Annotated in this window: 16 protein-coding genes; 2 read left to right on the forward strand and 14 right to left on the reverse strand. The window is 31.4% G+C overall.

Features of this window, described 5'->3' with window-relative positions; all coding sequences use genetic code 11:
• Positions 1–47 precede the first annotated feature (47 nt).
• From C8N27_RS03640 to C8N27_RS03665, 6 genes are all read right to left on the reverse strand, one after another.
• Positions 48–917, reverse strand: coding sequence for an acyl-CoA thioesterase (locus C8N27_RS03640; RefSeq protein WP_121146317.1), 870 nt, complete (start codon positions 915–917; stop codon positions 48–50).
• A 30-nt stretch (positions 918–947) separates the two neighbouring features.
• The gene (locus C8N27_RS03645) at positions 948–2,033 is read right to left on the reverse strand and encodes a GNAT family N-acetyltransferase (protein WP_121146318.1); all 1,086 of its coding nucleotides are present in this window, start codon (positions 2,031–2,033) and stop codon (positions 948–950) included.
• Between the two features lie 165 nt (positions 2,034–2,198).
• Positions 2,199–3,155 (reverse strand): hypothetical protein, encoded by a 957-nt coding sequence (locus C8N27_RS03650; RefSeq protein WP_121146319.1) that lies wholly within the window; start codon positions 3,153–3,155, stop codon positions 2,199–2,201.
• Positions 3,156–3,261: 106 nt separating this feature from the next.
• The gene (locus C8N27_RS03655; protein WP_099276567.1) at positions 3,262–3,714 is read right to left on the reverse strand and encodes a hypothetical protein; all 453 of its coding nucleotides are present in this window, start codon (positions 3,712–3,714) and stop codon (positions 3,262–3,264) included.
• Between the two features lie 105 nt (positions 3,715–3,819).
• A complete protein-coding gene (gene leuS / locus C8N27_RS03660; RefSeq protein ID WP_121146320.1) occupies positions 3,820–6,639 on the reverse strand; it encodes a leucine--tRNA ligase in 2,820 nt (939 codons plus the stop codon).
• Between the two features lie 166 nt (positions 6,640–6,805).
• Positions 6,806–7,456 (reverse strand): hypothetical protein, encoded by a 651-nt coding sequence (locus C8N27_RS03665; protein ID WP_147431700.1) that lies wholly within the window; start codon positions 7,454–7,456, stop codon positions 6,806–6,808.
• A gap of 226 nt (positions 7,457–7,682) precedes the next feature.
• On the opposite strand from C8N27_RS03665, the gene C8N27_RS03670 reads away from it, so the two are divergent.
• Entirely contained in the window at positions 7,683–8,681 is a 999-nt protein-coding gene (locus C8N27_RS03670; protein ID WP_121146322.1) for an SAM-dependent methyltransferase, read from the forward strand.
• Between the two features lie 66 nt (positions 8,682–8,747).
• Here the strand turns inward: C8N27_RS03670 and C8N27_RS03675 are convergent, their stop codons facing one another.
• The 6 genes from C8N27_RS03675 to tyrS all read right to left on the reverse strand — a co-directional run bounded on the left by C8N27_RS03675 (position 8,748) and on the right by tyrS (position 14,550).
• The gene (locus tag C8N27_RS03675) at positions 8,748–9,290 is read right to left on the reverse strand and encodes a DUF2911 domain-containing protein (protein ID WP_121146667.1); all 543 of its coding nucleotides are present in this window, start codon (positions 9,288–9,290) and stop codon (positions 8,748–8,750) included.
• A gap of 122 nt (positions 9,291–9,412) precedes the next feature.
• Complete coding sequence (locus C8N27_RS03680) at positions 9,413–10,402, reverse strand: transporter (RefSeq protein WP_121146323.1); 990 nt, start codon at positions 10,400–10,402, stop codon at positions 9,413–9,415.
• Positions 10,365–11,396, reverse strand: coding sequence for a cytochrome-c peroxidase (locus tag C8N27_RS03685; RefSeq protein ID WP_121146324.1), 1,032 nt, complete (start codon positions 11,394–11,396; stop codon positions 10,365–10,367). Before C8N27_RS03685 ends, C8N27_RS03680 begins: the two co-directional genes overlap by 38 nt.
• Before the next feature lie 100 nt (positions 11,397–11,496).
• Entirely contained in the window at positions 11,497–12,285 is a 789-nt protein-coding gene (locus C8N27_RS03690) for an MbnP family protein (protein ID WP_121146325.1), read from the reverse strand.
• Positions 12,286–12,449: 164 nt separating this feature from the next.
• Positions 12,450–12,815 carry a hypothetical protein gene (locus C8N27_RS03695; RefSeq protein WP_147431701.1) on the reverse strand — a complete coding sequence of 122 codons (366 nt, stop codon included), beginning with the start codon at positions 12,813–12,815 and terminating at the stop codon, positions 12,450–12,452.
• A 430-nt stretch (positions 12,816–13,245) separates the two neighbouring features.
• Positions 13,246–14,550 (reverse strand): tyrosine--tRNA ligase, encoded by a 1,305-nt coding sequence (tyrS, locus tag C8N27_RS03700; protein WP_121146326.1) that lies wholly within the window; start codon positions 14,548–14,550, stop codon positions 13,246–13,248.
• Positions 14,551–14,612: 62 nt separating this feature from the next.
• Between tyrS and C8N27_RS03705 the strand changes: the two genes are divergently transcribed.
• A complete protein-coding gene (locus tag C8N27_RS03705; protein WP_121146327.1) occupies positions 14,613–15,614 on the forward strand; it encodes an SDR family oxidoreductase in 1,002 nt (333 codons plus the stop codon).
• 1 nt (position 15,615) lies between these two features.
• On the opposite strand, the gene C8N27_RS03710 is transcribed toward C8N27_RS03705, so the two are convergent.
• Positions 15,616–16,107 (reverse strand): DUF4296 domain-containing protein, encoded by a 492-nt coding sequence (locus C8N27_RS03710; RefSeq protein ID WP_121146328.1) that lies wholly within the window; start codon positions 16,105–16,107, stop codon positions 15,616–15,618.
• Positions 16,108–17,445 (reverse strand): dihydroorotase, encoded by a 1,338-nt coding sequence (locus C8N27_RS03715; RefSeq protein WP_121146329.1) that lies wholly within the window; start codon positions 17,443–17,445, stop codon positions 16,108–16,110.
• Positions 17,446–17,447 lie beyond the last annotated feature (2 nt).

The following is a 17,447-nucleotide window of genomic DNA, read 5'->3' on the forward strand; positions in this document are numbered from 1 at the left end:
CCGAGTTAATTAACTCGGCTTTTTATTTCTTTAATTTATAATAGCTATTACTTCTTTTTCATGGGACGCATTAAACCTTCTTGCGCTACCGAAGCTATTAATTTACCATCTCTAGTATAAATATTCCCACAAGCAAAGCCTCTTGCTCCATTAGTATTAGGGCTTTCAACAGAGAACAACATCCAATCATTAAAATCAAAATCGCGGTAAAACCACATAGAATGGTCTAAACTTGCCATTTGTGTATTTCCAAAGTTAGCTACACTTGCATTTGGATTTAAACAAGCTGTTAAAATATTATAGTCCGATATATATGTTAATATTTGCTGTTTGATTCCTAGTGTTAAATCAGATGTTTCTCCCTTTAATTTAAACCAAACATCAACTACTGGTGGTAAATCCTTTCGGTCTAACGGATTTACAATTTGTACAGGTTTAAAATCGATAGGACGCTCAATACTTAAAAAGTCTTTCATTTTCTTTGGTAAAAAAGCTCCAAACTGATCCAACATATCTGTCCAACTTAATAACTCTTCTGGTTGTTTTAAGTCCTCTTTTATTGGCATTTGATGCTCATAACCATCTTCTTTTTTATGAAATGAGCAAGACAAAATAAAAATTGTTTTATCATTTTGATGTGCTGTTACTCTACGCGTAGAAAAACTACCTCCATCACGGATAGTTTGTACGTTATAAGTTATAGGTAACTCTAAATTCCCTGCTTCTAAAAAATATGAATGTAACGAATGTAAAATACGTTCCTTTGGTGTTGTTCTATAAGCAGCATTTAAAGCTTGCGCTAACACTTGACCTCCAAAAACATTTGGGCTTCCTATATCTCTACTTACTCCGTTAAAGTTCCCTTCACCTAAATCGTCAAGGGTAAGTATATTTAATAATTCTTGTGTGTTTTTCATTTGTTAATACAATAAAGAGGATTTAATTCTTTATACTTTTTTTATTTTAAAAGGTTTTATTAACCTAAATTCTGTTGGCTGAATTCTATTCAAAAATAAACTTAAAATACGGTTTGGAATACTTTTTCTATGTCGTAAATAAATTGTTAAGTCTTGAGGTACTGCCCCTACAGAACTTTTTATTTCACTAGCTGTTCTTCCAAAATTGATTGTTTTTATATTATTATCAATTGCTAATGAGATATAATCATATAACATTCTTTGATAAATTGCATAGGTTCTATTAACTGTATAATCAATCCCCACAAAATGTGCATCTAACGAGTTTTGATTTACCATTCCTGACAAAAATCCAACTAACTTATCTCCTAACCAATATACCTTAATAACATAATCATCTTTTAAGTTTTCTTTTAAACACATGTACGTTTCAATATTAAAGTACCCTAAATTAAAACTCGCCTTATTTGATACATTCTTATATAGTAACGCCATTTCAGGCAATAATTGTTTTAAAGATTCAATTGTTATCTCTTCCGTTTGTAAACCTGTACTCATTTTTAAAGCCTTTTTAGCTTTTACTCTATACTTTGTTTTTAATGCCGATAAATAATCATCAAAAGTATTCCAATTACTATCTAATGTTAATACCATATTAGGATCCACATTAAAAGAATTATAACCTACATTATGCAGTGCATCAGTAATAAAAAGAGATTCGTTAACAAAATCTTTCAGCATAAAAGCATCTATTGTTTCTTTTGAAATATCTTTTTCAAAGGCTACAATAGCTTTAGCTAGTTCTTTTACAATTTGTTTTTTATCTTGATTTGATTTTATGAATATTCCGTGTTCTCCACTTACAAATGTATTACCACATGTAAGTATTTTAAATGTTTTTTGAGAAGACAATAAATGTAGTTTTCTCCCCATACATCGCATCCATTCCACAACCGATTGCAAATCGTTTTGAACACTATCTAAGTAAAAATCTACTAACTTGATGGTAGCAAAAGCTATAGCTTCATCTTTTTCATCAAATAATAAAATATAAGAAAACTGTATTTGTTGATTGTTTTTTTCTAAAGCTTCTAAATATGCTGGTTGAAGGTACATATTGTCTGTACATTCAAGCTCTTTCCAAACCTTTTCTGGTATTTTATTTACTGAAGAAAAGTAACATATATTGGATGATTTTTTTTTACAGGATATAATAATAACTGCTTTTACGATTTGTATTTGTGTAAATTAGTAAAAGTTTATCAAATACTATAAATTATTTTAAGCTACACCGTTATTCCAAACAGGTACTTTTAAAAACCTACTTATTTTTACCATATCACTTAACAAATATTCTTTATCACCGTGGTTAAGTAAATTATAGCGTTCTCCATTTTGAGTAACTAAATTCACCTCGTAACAGTAATAACCTCCTGATTTATTTCCTTGGATAAATTTTGATAATACTTGTAACGCATACACTTGTTGAAAAGGTATTATTTCACCATCAACTAATACTTTTCTCTTGTGTGAGTTTAAAAACGCTTTAGCTCCAAAAGAAAATAGCAAGAAAACACCTATCAATACAAAAGGACCACCTGAAATGAAAAACAACTTACCTCCATGCATAAATGTTAACGGTTCTTTTGAAAACTCAAAAAACTCTATATAAGACCAAACCACATAGTTTAACCCCATTAAAAGGAAACTCCAGGCTACAAATTTCAAATAAGAGCTAGAGGTTATTTTATAGCCAAAAGCTGTTTTTCGCAATCGTTCACTTAAAAAATTACTTCCTGAACCTTTAACAGCACTCCAAGAAATATTTTGCCCAATAGCATCAGTTGTAAAGTCACCAAAAGAAAACTCTATTTGTTTATTCGTTGGTGAGTTTTTCTTTCTTTTAGCCCAATAACTAGAGCCAAACATACCTATAAACATAAAAGCTAATACCGCTAACATCCCACCAGTTTTATAGTAAGTATATCGCTGTTTACTTATACTTAACTTATGAAGTGGGGCAGTTATTTCAAGGCGTTTTATATCATTTAAATCTTTTCTTGTGGGATTTGTAAGCTGTTGTAATGAGTCTAGTTTTCGTACACTTTGTTGTACTTCAATTTCTCTTTTATGAAACGATTCGTACATATTTTGAAATTGTGGAAATGCTACGAAAATAAAAATCCCTATTGGGATTATTGCAAAGAACCAAGAATTGTTAAGAGATATTTTTTCCATATTTTATTTTTTTGAAGAGCAAATTTGAGAAAAGTTTTTGGTTTTTTTGTATAAAAAAAGCTTTTACATTAATGCAAAAGCTTTTTCTAAAAACAATATTTTATTATTACTCACAAAAAGGAACTGTAAAGAATCCTTCTATTGAATTATCAGCACTTGAATTTGCTTTTATTTTTATAGTAAGCTCATTATTTGTAAATCTTACAACCTCAGCAACTCCTTGAAAAAAGTTTAAAGGATTAGATCCTTTCTTACTAAAAACTACATTCACATTATCATAAGTTCCTAACTCAGCTTTCACATAAGTTGAAATTTCTAACTCATAATCAAAAATATCAGAACTACAGTCTGCTTGTATATTAGTAATATGTACTGAAAGTTCATTATTTCCAGACATAAATGCTTTACCTCCTTCTGCCGTAAAACTTGTTCCAAATACGTTTCCTGATAATTTTGTGTTTGCAATTCCAGCTGGATCATTATCACTATCAGAACAGCTACTCATTACTAAAGTTAGGCACATCAAAACCGCATAACTAATTTTAAAAATCTTTTTCATTCGTTGAAATTTTAATTTGTTTTTACAAGGCGCGAATTTAGTTTAAAAATAAAAACCCACAAACAAATTAATTGCTTGTGGGCTTTTTATATTTATAAGGTTAGCTTACCCTACAATATTTATGATTTTTCCTGGGACAATAATTACTTTTTTAGGCTCTCTTCCTTGTAATTGTTGTTGCGTTTTTACATGTGCCATGACCGTTTTTTCAATTTCGTCTTTGTTCATATCTAACGGTAACTCTAAGGTAAAACGCATTTTTCCATTGAAAGAAACTGGATAATTCTTCGAGCTCTCAACTAAATGCTTCTCTTCAAATTTTGGAAAAGCTACGGTTGAAATAGACTCATTGTGTCCTAACTGACTCCATAATTCTTCTGCAATATGTGGTGCATACGGAGAAATTAATACTAACAATGGTTCTAAAATAGCTCGTTTGTTACATTTTAACGCTGTTAACTCATTTACCGCAATCATGAAAGTAGAAACGGATGTGTTGAACGAGAAGTTCTCAATATCTTCTTCTACTTTTTTAATTGTTTTGTGTAAGGTTTTTAATTCGTCTTTGGTTGGTTCAGCATCAGAAACATTGATTCCGTTTTCATCTGTGAATAATTTCCATAATTTCTTTAGGAAAGAATACACTCCTGAAATCCCTGAAGTTTTCCATGGTTTTGTTTGCTCTAACGGCCCTAAGAACATTTCAAATAAACGTAAACTATCCGCACCATATTCTTCACAAATTAAATCTGGATTCACCACATTGTATTTTGATTTTGACATTTTTTCAACCTCTCGACCAACAATGTACTTACCATCTTCTAAAATGAATTCAGCATCTTTGAAATCAACATTTAATGGATGCTCTTTAAAAGCTTCAACATCTAATTCATCAGAAGAATTTACCAATGAAACATCAGCATGAATAGGTTGTACTTTTTTATCTCCTATTAACCCTTTAGAAACAAATGTATTTGTTCCTTCTACTCTATATACAAAAGCAGAAGTTCCTAAAATCATACCTTGGTTGATTAGTTTTTTTGCAAACTCATCTACTGGTAACAATCCTCTATCAAACAAGAATTTTTGCCAAAAACGTGCATATAATAAATGCCCTGTAGCATGTTCAGAACCTCCAATATATAAATCTATTTGCTTCCAATAGTCAACCGCTTCTTTACTTACAAACTCTCCTTCGTTATTCGAGTCCATATAACGGTTAAAATACCAAGAACTTCCTGCCCACCCTGGCATCGTATTCAGTTCAAGAGGAAAAACAGTTTCGTTATTAATTAATTCATTAGAAACTACTTGATTTTTTTCAACGTCCCATGCCCAAACCTCAGCATTTCCTAACGGTGGTTTTCCATCTTCAGTTGGTAAGTATTTCTCAACTTCTGGCAATACAATTGGCAAATGTTTTGCATCAATCATTTGTGGCATACCATCTTTGTAGTATACTGGGAAAGGTTCTCCCCAATAACGTTGACGACTGAATACTGCATCACGTAAACGATAGTTTATTTTTCCGTAACCAAATCCACGTTTTTCTAATTCGTAGATTACAGTTTTCATCCCTTTCTTATAATTTAAACCATCTAAGAAATCAGAGTTAGCTAATTTAATTCCGTCTTTAGCATCATTTGCTTTTTCAGAAATATCTATATCTGCAAAAATATTTGGAATCTCTAATCCGAAGTGTTTTGCAAAATCATAATCACGTTGGTCACCACATGGTACCGCCATAACCGCTCCTGTACCGTAGCTTGCTAATACATAATCACCAATCCAAATAGGTACTTGTTTTCCTGTAAACGGATGCAATGCATACGCACCTGTAAATACTCCCGAGATTGTTTTTACATCTGCCATACGATCGCGCTCAGAACGTTTTGCTGTAGCTTCAACATAGGCTTCTACCGCTTCTTTTTGCTCAGCTGTAGTAATTTTCGCCACTAAATCATGCTCTGGAGCTAAGGTCATAAAAGACACTCCAAAAATAGTATCAGGACGTGTTGTGAATACGTCTATTTTAGCATCGTGTCCGTCAACATCAAAAGAAACCATGGCACCTTGAGAACGACCGATCCAGTTAGTTTGACTATCCTTTAATGGTTGCGGCCAATCAATATTTTGTAATCCGTCTAATAAACGTTGTGCGTATGCAGAAATTCGCATAGACCATTGGGTCATTTTTTTACGAACTACTGGATGACCCCCACGTTCTGAGACACCGTTTACAATTTCGTCATTTGCTAATACCGTTCCTAGTGCTGGACACCAGTTTACTTCAGTATCAGATAAAAATGTTAAACGGTATTGTAATAGTATTTCTTGTTGTTCTTTGTCAGAGAAGTTTTTCCATTCTTCCGCAGAAAAAATAGTTATATCTTCATCAGCAACTGCATTCACATTCGTATTTCCTTCTGCTTCAAACTTTGCTACTAAGGTTGCAATATCTTCTGCTTTATCTGTGTCTTTATTGTACCAAGAGTTGAACAATTGAATGAAAATCCACTGTGTCCATTTATAATATTCTGGATTTGAAGTACGAACTTCTCGAGACCAATCGAACGAAAACCCAATATTATCTAACTGACGACGGTAAGTTTTAATATTCGTTTCTGTCGTAATTGCTGGATGTTGTCCTGTTTGAATCGCATATTGTTCAGCAGGTAACCCAAAAGAATCATACCCTTGTGGATGCAATACATTAAATCCTTTATGACGCTTGTAACGTGCATAAATATCAGATGCGATATACCCTAACGGATGCCCTACGTGTAATCCTGCTCCAGATGGGTAAGGAAACATATCTAACACATAATATTTTGGTTTATCAGAATTATTTTCAGCTTTAAACGTACCTTGATCTGCCCAGTACTTTTGCCACTTTTTTTCTATCTCTTGGTGATTGTATTGCATTTGTAATCGCTTGTTTTAAAGGATGCAAATTTACAGTTATTGTTGATAAGTAAAAAGTTTAGCTCTTTTAATACTCTATAAAAAACTAAATACTTTCAAAAAAACCTCACAAGTCTTAAAAAAGGTTTGCAAGGTTTAAAAATTGAAATAAGAGAGATTTTTTATATTATCCTAATGTTGGATCTGTTAAAATTACCTTTAAAGTTCCTCCTCTTCCTGATCTTTGAATATTACAAATTCTTTCTGTTTGAGCAGGTCCTGTTGGTAATACCGGACATGGTTTGCTACCTACTAATTGAATGCAATCGGTACAGTTTACAGGAAATACTCCCGGGTTACCTGAATTTTGCTGTAATTCTTTATTAAAAATTCTAGCAATAGGTGTTTTATTAGGGCCATAATTCCAACCACCATCCTTATCTACTTCCATAGCAATAAAACTATTTACGCCATTAACACAACTTATGTCAAATGCTTCAGCACAAGGTGTATTAGGGTTTAATGTAAATTCCGCGATACTAGTCCCTTCTTTTCCGTGGTTAAAGTCTGCTCCTTCAACTGGACATTGTGGTTCTATATAAAAACAAATATTTCCACTAAAACATTCTCCTTTCGGATCAAACTCTTGTGTTTCTCCTGCTCCTAACTCAAACTTTCCCATTAATTTATTTACGCTGGTTAAAAAACCAAAATTTGATACTCCAACAGGTGATGAACAACATTTATTGGCGCTATTGGAAGCGGCAAAAGTTACATAAACTTCTACTGGTTTTGGCGTTCGATTGGTAACAGATAACGTAGTGTAGTTTGTAGACATAATAAAATGTTTTTGGTTTTTTAAGGTTAATTTTTTAAAGCTCTTAATAGCTTTTTTGCAAAGTATCAACCTAATAACTTCCAATACAAAAAAAAGTCATTAGTGACCATTTTTAGGTGATAAGCGAATCTTTTTGTATTAGGAAAAAGATTAACCTAACCAAATATTTACCTTTTTTAACTAGTTCTATTTTTCTAATTTAGGGAACTCAACAACTAACCTACTTATGAACGAAAATATAACTGCTTTAAATATTAAAGAAAAAGTATCTGCTTTACTTAAAGATTCTCTTAAACAGCCTGAGGTTGAAAGTATAATTAACGAAATACATTCTTATTTCCGAGAACTAATTCAACTTACTGGATTTGATCAGAATATGGAGCATCTTGCTGCTGTTAATACAGCTAAAGGAAAAGCTTTAGGGTTAAATCATGCTGCTCAATGTTTGTTAGATTATAAACGAACCGTGAAGTTTTTAAAAGCTATGGTAATGGCTATTAAAGAAAAACAACAAAAACACCCTGATAAAACTATTAATATTTTTTACGCGGGTTGTGGGCCATATGCTCCATTTGTTACTTTAATTGCCCCTCTTTTTTCTCCTAAAAAAATTCAATTTTCTTTACTAGAGATTAATGATAAATCTTTAGAATATGCTAAAAGTCTTATTAAAAAACTGGAGCTTACTAATTATGTAACAAATCACTATACTGCTGATGCTGTTACTTTTAAAATACCTGAACCTGAAAAGTATCATATACTGTTTAGTGAAACGTTGGATGCTTTGTTATATAGGGAGTGCTATGTTCCTATTTTATTCAACTTGCTTCCTCAACTACCAAAAGATACTACTGTAATTCCAGAAAATGTATTGATAAAAATGAGTTTAGCTACTGATCTTATTGCTGACACAAAGCATACATCTATTGAAGTTGATACCATTTTAAATGTTAGAGAGGCTATTTTATCAAACAAAACTGAAATTATCCCTACTCAATTACCTGATAAAAAAGTAGCTGTAAATTCAATTAATATTGAGCAGTATAATTACTTAATATTGGATACACTGGTACATCTTTACAACGATATCTGGTTAACAAGAAATGAGTCCTCGTTAACTTTACCTCTTGAAATGCATATAGAGCATCCTATTAATTTTGGTTCTATTGTATTTACTTACCTCATGGATACCAATATTGAATTAAAATATAAGTTGGATGAATAATCTTTAGAATAAAAAAGCATAACCAATTTGGTTATGCTTTTATTTATTTCTGAAATTTTCTTTTGTTTATCCTTTTATAGGAACAGTAACGATAACGTTATCCCATCCGATATACATGTAGAATTCATCATCTTCTCCATCAAAAGCAATAGAAAAAGCTTGAATTGTTTCATCTGATTTAGAAGTAGGAGCAGTAACTCTAACTACATCTTCACTTTCACTATAAAAGTAAGATCCCCAAACATTCTTGGCTGTATTTAAAATAAGAGTCCATTCTTTTTCTCCAGGAATTGTAAATAGTGTATACGTTCCTGCTTTTACTTTTTTACCACCAAAGGTTACATCTTTATAAAATGTGATTTCAGCTGCTTCATTTGCTCCTGTTCTCCATACTTTTCCCATAGGAGCTAGTTTTGCTAAAGACCTTCCTTTTAATTGTGGGCGGCTATAAATAACTTTTACTTTCTTATCTGAAATTCTATAACTACTTGGGTAAGTAGCTGCATCCATTGGACTTTTATCTAAGCCTTCGAATTTTTGAGCTACTACTTCGTTTGAAAAAACTAACGTTACAGCAAATACGATAATTGATAAAATTGATTTTTTCATGTTCTTATTTTTAATTATTAACTGAGGATTTGTCACCAAATTTAAGAATCCTTACGTAAAATTTGCTCTTTTTTTAAAAACAATACTACTTTTAATCCTTAACAAAGCGGGAGCATATCTTCTTAAAAATTGTAATTCAAGTAAATAGCAGATCTGTATTTTACATCTATAGTTCCTTGTGCTAAATTTTGCTGTATGGGATACATCGCCAAGGCTCCTACTGTTATTTTTTTTGCATTATACTCAGCTCCTAAACTAGAAAACAACGCATATCCTTCTGTATTTTTCACTTTTAATCCGAGCGTTCTATTACTTGCAAAGAATTCTCCTGAAACCCCTACCGAAGGTACAAAGCTATTTTGCTTATTATCTTTAAACATATAAAAAAAGGTACTATTAAAGTTAAATTGATTTCCAAATCGATATTCTTCCTTATTTGTTGTTTTTATATAATAATTAAGATAATTTGTAATTCCAAAATTATTTCTCTTATATACATACTGAAGGTTGGTAATTACATCAGTACTCCCTGTTCCTAATTGAAAACTAGGGTTTATTGAATTATTAATTGCTTCGTTATAAGTTCCTGTAGGCAACTTTAATCCTCCTCCTATTTTCAATATATGACTAGAAGAAATAACCTTGTCTTTTTCTTCTTTATAATTTCCTGTATTTTTATTTAAAACAGTATAGTTAATTAAAAAAGAAATATCTCCCAAACCTTCAATAGCTGTTGTTTTCTCCACATATTCTCTTGAATGAAAATGGAAAGGAACAAAAACTTGGGCTTCTAAATACTCTTTAATAATTGGAATTCTAGACCACACTTGTACTGTATTAAAATACTCATTTATAATTGGAGAGTTGTTAAAAATTCCGTCTTTAGACTGGTATTTTTGATGTAAGTAACGTACTCCAATAAAATTATTATCTATAACTCCTCCCATTCCTAAACTACCTCCACTGTTACTACAACCACAAGCATCACAATCTAAAAACAGTTCGTAACGCTCAGGAAATGGGTTGCTTGCTTGTATTTGTACTGAAATTAATACTATTAATATTGGTATTACTCTACTCAGCAAATCTTTTATCTGTGATAAACTCTTCATCTGTTAATGTTTTTAAAAAGGCTATAATATCTTCCTTCTCTTGTTCGTTTAATGATATTCCTGTTGTTCCATCCTCTTTTTTAAGAATTGGATCTAAGTTTTGAGTTTCTTGAACTCCTGTTGCATAAAAATTTAATACTGATTTTAGTGACCCAAATCGACCATCATGCATATATGGAGCGGTAAGTTCAATATTTCTAAGGCTTGGTACTTTAAACTTGTATTTATCATCTTCTAATAAGGTTACAGTCATTCTACCCAAATCGTTTATTTCTGGATTAACTGGTAAACCATTGTTTCTAAAAGCATCATCTGTAAATAAATCTGAAGTATGGCAAGAAGCACATTTTGCCTTAAAAAGCTCTAAGCCTTTTTTCTCTTGTTCAGAAAACTCTCCTCCTTTTTCAACCCGAACATATTTATCATACTTTGAGTTTGCTGAGACCATCATTAACATAAATTGAGACATCGCCTTAAATGTATTATCAGCGTTAACCTGTCCATCCTCAAAAGCTTGACTAAATAATTTTCGATAAGCTGCGTCTTGTCGTAGTTTTTCCAAAATATTGGTTACGGTTTCATCCATTTCAACAGGATTTGTAATAGGTATTATTGGAAATACATCTAAATGAAAAGCTGCTCCATCCCATGAAAACTGTTTTTGGAATGCCATATTTTGGACTGGTGGTGCATTTCTAGTTCCTTCTCTATCTTCTACTCCATGACTTAATTGATGTCCATGGTGTGTAAACGCAAACTTTTGCTGATGACAAAAAGCACAAGAAACCACTCCGTCTGAAGAAAGTTTTCCTTCATAAAAAAGTTTCTTTCCTAATTCAAAACCTTTTTCAGTTATTGGGTTTGAACTTAAATTATAATGTGGCTCAGGAAAATTGCTTGGTTTTTCAAAAGCTAATTCTACATTAGTATATACCTCTTCTTTTTTACAACTAAAGAAAGAGCATACTAACAATACAATCATTAATTTTTTCATTACATAGGGTATTAGTAGCTAATTGAAAACAATTAGCCTATTACACTTAAAAAACTCTAAAGAATAGAGCTCTCACTCTATCCTTTAGATTTAAATATTATTAATGATGATTTGTGTGGTGTACATGGTGAACCATAAACATCTCAGTATAATTCTCCGCAATTAAAGAAGCTTTATCTCCTCCCATAATAGTTGCTCCTTCTGAAAGTTTAATTTTAGATTTACCATCTAACATTGTATTAGCATCTACTTTAATATGTAATTGTGGTGATTGCTCATTGCTTACAATAGCAACATCCATAGGTAATGTTACCTCTTTGTATAAGTCAACTGTCGTTCCTCTACTTGCAATATGAAGCATAAAAGGATTATCCGTTGCATTTTCTTTATAATTTCCTTCTAAAACTACGAACTTATACCCTGCTTGCCAGCTCCAAGTTAAATTGTAGCTTTCTGCTAAAGTCCAAAAGTCTTGTTGTACTGCTTGTCCTTCTATAAATCGTTCTTGATCTACACCAATTCCGAATTTAATTTTTGTATACTTTCCAGCAGGCACATCTTTAAGTGATATTTGAATTTTCTTAGGTTTATCTCCTCCTCCTTCACTAATTATAAAGTAACTTTCTTCTTTAGGATATACAAATTCCTCACCTTCTTCTGTTACAAGTACAAAGTTACTTACGATATAATCGAAAGAATTTATTGTTAATGTTTCGTCGTTTCCATTGGTGTAAGTTGAAGTTCCTAACAAAAGTTTATCTTCAGCAAAACCATTATCAAACTCTATTACTACTTCATTTTTCCCTTCTAATTTATCATTAATTATTTCATTATCACTACAAGAAGTGAACGCTATAGCCAAAGCTATGAAAGCTAATATTTTTTTCATCTTTTAAATTTTATGTACTACAGTACTTCTTTAACAATGCTGAGCATCATTAAAGCTTTTACTTGTAAATTGTGTTTTTAATCTTGTTTTTATTTTACAATAGTCTACCATTTTGATTACGTTATTTGTAACCAATTAGTAGTAATTATAGCTAATTATGAAGATTAAATAATAGGAGGATGAAATACTTCTTGATTAAATAAGTAGTAATAATTTTTCTTATAAGAAAATGTTCCTTTCTCTTTTATAAACTGCTTTTCTTCTAAGTCTATGTTTAAGATAGAAACAAACCCAATAGGGTATTCTTCCATTGAAATTCGTAGTGATTTAAAATCGTCGTCTTGTTGTTTTTCAAGTTCCATCATTAACTGACACTTACCGTTACAGTTTAATTCTGGTTTATCTTTATTAATACATAAAACCTTTGATATATAATCATAATTTATTGCATACTCAACAAAAGGAGCTATTGGGCGCAACATGGCTATCATGTATAATGCAACAAAAAAATATATGCTTAGTTTCTTCAACAACAAAGAGGGCTTTTACTAGCGCAAAGATACTACTATCCCTACTGATAACCAACAATAAAATTTCACGTTTTTTGTTTTATTTTAATTTATTCTAAATAAAAAACTTATATTTGCACGGATTTTACGAAAAGATAATGATTGTTTTTTATACTGAAACCAAGAACGTTAGCTCTAAAACTTCTGTTAAGACATTACAGAAAACTACTACTTGTAGTTCTTCATGTGCAAGTAATTGTATTAAACCTAAAAGTAAATGCTGCAATAAGTATCAAAAGAAAGGAATTAATTGTAAAAGATGTCCTTTAACGTTTGATTTAAAAGCAGTCTCATAATTATAACGATTTCCCCCGTTTGTTTATATATCACAAACAAAAAGCCCTTAAAAGAAATTTCTTTTAAGGGCTTTTAATTTTATATACTATATTCTTTATGCTACTTTTAACAAAAAGTAATTTTTCTTACCTCTTTGTAACAACACATATTTATCTGCAATTAAATCTTTTGAAGTGATAACAAAGTCTTCACCCACTTTTTCCTTATTTACTGATATTGAGTTCTCTTTTAATGCCCTTCTTGCATCTCCATTTGATTTTAAGAAGCCTGTCTTAGCAGCTAAAGCAGCAATCATGTCTAATCCGTTATCAATGTCTTCTGAAGTAACCTCAGCTTGTGGTACCCCATCAAATACATCTAAAAAGGTTTGTTCATCTAAGTTTTTTAAATCCTCAGCTGTTGACTTTCCAAATAAAATATTTGAGGCAGCTATTGCTTTATCTAACTCTTCTTTAGAGTGTACGAAAATTGTTACTTCCTCAGCTAATTTCTTTTGTAAAACTCTTTGATGCGGAGCTTCTTTATGCTCAGCAATTAAAGCATCTATAGTATCTTTATCTAAAAATGTAAATATTTTAATATACTTTTCTGCGTCTTCATCCGAAGTATTTAACCAAAACTGGTAAAATTTGTAAACTGATGTTTTATCTGCATCTAACCAAACATTTCCTCCTTCTGATTTTCCAAATTTAGAACCATCAGCTTTTGTAATTAATGGACAAGTAGCTGCAAATGCTTTTGCATCTTCACCTGGTGTCATTCTACGAACTAGTTCTGTACCTGTGGTAATATTACCCCATTGGTCAGAACCTCCCATTTGTAATTTACAGTTTAAGGTCTTATATAAGTGATAGAAGTCATAGCCTTGAATTAATTGATACGTAAACTCTGTAAAGCTCATTCCGTTACCTGCTTCTCCTGTAATACGTTTTTTCACAGAATCTTTTGCCATCATGTAGTTTACAGTGATTCTCTTACCAACATCTCGTACAAATTCGATAAATGAAAAATCTTTCATCCAATCGTAATTGTTTACTAATAAAGGAGAGTTTTTAGCTCCGTTATCAAAATCTAAAAAGCGACCTAACGTTCTTTTTAAACCTGCAACATTTTTTGCTAAAGCTTCTTCATTTAATAAATTACGTTCATCTGATTTTCCTGTTGGATCACCGATCATACCAGTTGCCCCTCCTACTAAAGCGATTGGTTGATGCCCTGCTTTTTCAATATGAACTAGTAAAATAATTGGAACTAAACTACCAATGTGTAACGAATCTGCAGTTGGATCAAAACCAATATAAACCGATGTCATTTCTTTTTGAAGTTGTTCTTCGGTTCCTGGCATTATGTCGTGAATCATTCCACGCCATTGTAATTCTTCTACTAAATTCTTGGTCATTTTATTCTATTTTTAAAGAAGCAAAGATAAGTTTATCAACCAAAATAAACTAAATTCGCTTTATGATTTTAGTTACAGGAGGAACAGGTTTAGTAGGCTCACATTTATTATATCATTTAAGCCAAAAAAACGACAAGATTCGAGCTATTTTTAGAACTGGAAAAAAGCGTGAACATGTTAAAAAAATCTTTTCTTTTTATACCGATAATGTGCAACAGTCTTTTTCAAAAATTGAATGGGTACAAGCTGACATTACCGACACCCCTTCACTAGAGCCTGTATTTGATAACGTTACACAAGTTTACCATTGTGCTGCATTAGTTTCTTTTAATCCAAAGGATTATAGAAAAATGCGCCAAGTGAATATTGAAGGAACTGCTAACCTTATCAATTTTGCCATTGATGCAAATGTTGATAAATTTTGTTTTGTAAGCTCTATCGCTTCTGTTGGTAATGCTATTAATGGTAAACCAATTAACGAAGAAAATGAGTGGGTTGATAGTGATGAAAATCATGGGTATGCAATTACCAAGTATGGTGCTGAAATGGAAGTTTGGAGGGGTAGCCAAGAAGATTTAAATGTAGTAATTGTGAATCCTGGAGTAATTCTGGGTGGTGGCTTTTGGAATGAAGGTTCTGGGAAAATGTTTACCCAAATAAATAATAGCTTAACATTTTACACAGAAGGTGTTACTGGTTTTGTTGGAGTATATGATGTCGTAAAAGCAATGATAAACCTAATGGGTTCTGATATAAAAAATGAACGTTTTATTCTTGTTTCGGAAAACAAATCGTTTAAAGATGTTCTATTTAGTATTGCTGATAATCTGAATAAAAAAAGACCTTCAAAGAAAGTTGGAAAGCTGATTACTTCAATATTTTGGAGAGTGGATTGGCTTTTAACAAAACTTACAGGTAAAGAACCTTTGTTAACTAAAAACTCTGCTAAATCTGCACACAACAAATCGTTCTATACTTCTGAAAAAATTACAGAACAACTTGATTTTAAATTTGAGCCTGTTAATAATGTAATTGCAAGAGTTTCTAAAGAGTTTAAAAAGTAAATTACTTAATCTTCTTTAAGTCTTTTTTTTCAAACTCTCTATCTTCTCTTTTTATTAACTCTTTAGGAGCATCATCCAACAATAGTTCCTTATCTAAAACTGTATCTCTTTTTAATTTACCTCCCTTTTTAATTCCTTTTATAGAGTCTTGAACTTCCTGTTTTTTTCTATATAAACTATCTAATAAATCAATATTTCTTTTTACTCTTTTTAAGATTTCTGCATACTCATCAACCTTAGAAGTGTAATATGTGTTACTAGCATCAAAACGAGTACTATCAATTCTATACTTTTCGTATACCAAAAACATATAGTTCTTTTCTCGTTTTAAAAATTTGTTTTTTTGATTTTTAGCAGAAGAGGCTATATACATATCAGTTAATAACGAAACCATAGAATCTTTCGGAATTAAGTTTTCAGGCTTTTTGTATATCGTATTACTAGTACACGACACCAAAAGCAAACCAATACATATGTAAAAAAAAGACTTCATTTATCTGTTAAATAATAATCGTTTTCCTTTAATTTCTTCGTTAAAAACTCCCTCGTTATACATTAAGTTTCCGTTTACAAATGTATGTGTTATTTGATTTGAAAACTCAACTCCTTCAAACGGTGACCATCCACATTTATACAGTAAATTTTCTTTATCTACTGTCCATTTTTTATCAGCGTCAACTAAAACTAAATCAGCATAAAAACCTTCTTTTATGAAACCTCTTTTTTCAATTTTGAAGATTTTTGCTGGGTTATGACTCATCTTCTCTACCGCTTTTTCAATTGGCAACACTCCTTCTTTCACCTTTTCTAAAACAGCTGTAACTGCATGTTGTACTAATGGTCCTCCACTAGGTGCTTTTGTATATACGTTATCCTTTTCTTCTAAAGTATGTGGTGCATGGTCAGTTGCAATGACATCAATTCTATCATCTAACAAGGCTTTCCATAAACCATCTTTATCTTTTTGTGTTTTCACAGCAGGATTCCACTTAATGTGTGTTCCTTTTTTGTCATAATCAGCATCTGTAAACCATAAGTGATGTACACAAACCTCAGCAGTAATTTGCTTTTCTTCTAATGGAATATCATTTCTAAATAAATGCGTTTCTTTTTCTGTAGATAAGTGGAAAATATGTAAACGTGCACCTGTTTTCTTTGCTAATTCAATTGCTCTTGAAGAAGATAAATAACAAGCTTCTTCACTACGAATTAACGGGTGATATTTTACAGGGATATCATCTCCATATTTTGCTTTATACTCTTCTGTGTTTTTTCTAATAGTTGCTTCGTCTTCACAATGTACAGAGATTAACATTTTAGTTGAAGAAAATATTTTCTCTAGAACCTCTTCATTATCTACCAACATGTTTCCTGTTGAAGAACCTAAAAACAACTTGATACCCGCAACATCTTTAGGGTTTGTTTTTAACAATTCTTCTAAATTATCATTCGTTCCACCAAACATAAACGAATAGTTTGCGTATGATGTTTTACTTGCAATATCAAACTTATCTGCTAATAATTCTTGAGTTGTGGCTTGAGGTACCGTATTCGGCATTTCTATAAACGACGTAATTCCTCCAGCAATTGCTGCCTTACTTTCTGTAGCAATATTAGCTTTATGTGTTAAACCTGGTTCGCGAAAATGTACTTGGTCATCAATCATACCAGGAATTAAGAACTTTCCTTCCGCATCAACCATTAATACATCATCGGTAGGAATTATGTTTTCTCCTATCTCCTTAATAAATTCTCCTTCTATTAAAACATCGCCTTTAAAAACCTTGTTTTCGTTAACGATTTGTGCGTTTTTAATTAAATATGATTGCATGT

Origin of the sequence: Tenacibaculum discolor, assembly GCF_003664185.1 — a bacterium.
In the GTDB taxonomy this organism is placed as follows: Bacteria; Bacteroidota; Bacteroidia; order Flavobacteriales; family Flavobacteriaceae; genus Polaribacter; species Polaribacter discolor.

What these genes read in the sequence shown, in the direction of transcription:
- C8N27_RS03640 (WP_121146317.1), bottom strand. Translation starts at nt 917, where the DNA reads ATGAAAAACACACAAGAATTATTAAATATACTTACCCTTGACGATTTA.
- C8N27_RS03645 (WP_121146318.1), bottom strand. Translation starts at nt 2,033, where the DNA reads ATGTACCTTCAACCAGCATATTTAGAAGCTTTAGAAAAAAACAATCAA.
- C8N27_RS03650 (WP_121146319.1), bottom strand. Translation starts at nt 3,155, where the DNA reads ATGGAAAAAATATCTCTTAACAATTCTTGGTTCTTTGCAATAATCCCA.
- C8N27_RS03655 (WP_099276567.1), bottom strand. Translation starts at nt 3,714, where the DNA reads ATGAAAAAGATTTTTAAAATTAGTTATGCGGTTTTGATGTGCCTAACT.
- leuS (WP_121146320.1), bottom strand. Translation starts at nt 6,639, where the DNA reads ATGCAATACAATCACCAAGAGATAGAAAAAAAGTGGCAAAAGTACTGG.
- C8N27_RS03665 (WP_147431700.1), bottom strand. Translation starts at nt 7,456, where the DNA reads ATGTCTACAAACTACACTACGTTATCTGTTACCAATCGAACGCCAAAA.
- C8N27_RS03670 (WP_121146322.1), top strand. Translation starts at nt 7,683, where the DNA reads ATGAACGAAAATATAACTGCTTTAAATATTAAAGAAAAAGTATCTGCT.
- C8N27_RS03675 (WP_121146667.1), bottom strand. Translation starts at nt 9,290, where the DNA reads ATGAAAAAATCAATTTTATCAATTATCGTATTTGCTGTAACGTTAGTT.
- C8N27_RS03680 (WP_121146323.1), bottom strand. Translation starts at nt 10,402, where the DNA reads ATGAAGAGTTTATCACAGATAAAAGATTTGCTGAGTAGAGTAATACCA.
- C8N27_RS03685 (WP_121146324.1), bottom strand. Translation starts at nt 11,396, where the DNA reads ATGAAAAAATTAATGATTGTATTGTTAGTATGCTCTTTCTTTAGTTGT.
- C8N27_RS03690 (WP_121146325.1), bottom strand. Translation starts at nt 12,285, where the DNA reads ATGAAAAAAATATTAGCTTTCATAGCTTTGGCTATAGCGTTCACTTCT.
- tyrS (WP_121146326.1), bottom strand. Translation starts at nt 14,550, where the DNA reads ATGACCAAGAATTTAGTAGAAGAATTACAATGGCGTGGAATGATTCAC.
- C8N27_RS03705 (WP_121146327.1), top strand. Translation starts at nt 14,613, where the DNA reads ATGATTTTAGTTACAGGAGGAACAGGTTTAGTAGGCTCACATTTATTA.
- C8N27_RS03710 (WP_121146328.1), bottom strand. Translation starts at nt 16,107, where the DNA reads ATGAAGTCTTTTTTTTACATATGTATTGGTTTGCTTTTGGTGTCGTGT.
- C8N27_RS03715 (WP_121146329.1), bottom strand. Translation starts at nt 17,445, where the DNA reads ATGCAATCATATTTAATTAAAAACGCACAAATCGTTAACGAAAACAAG.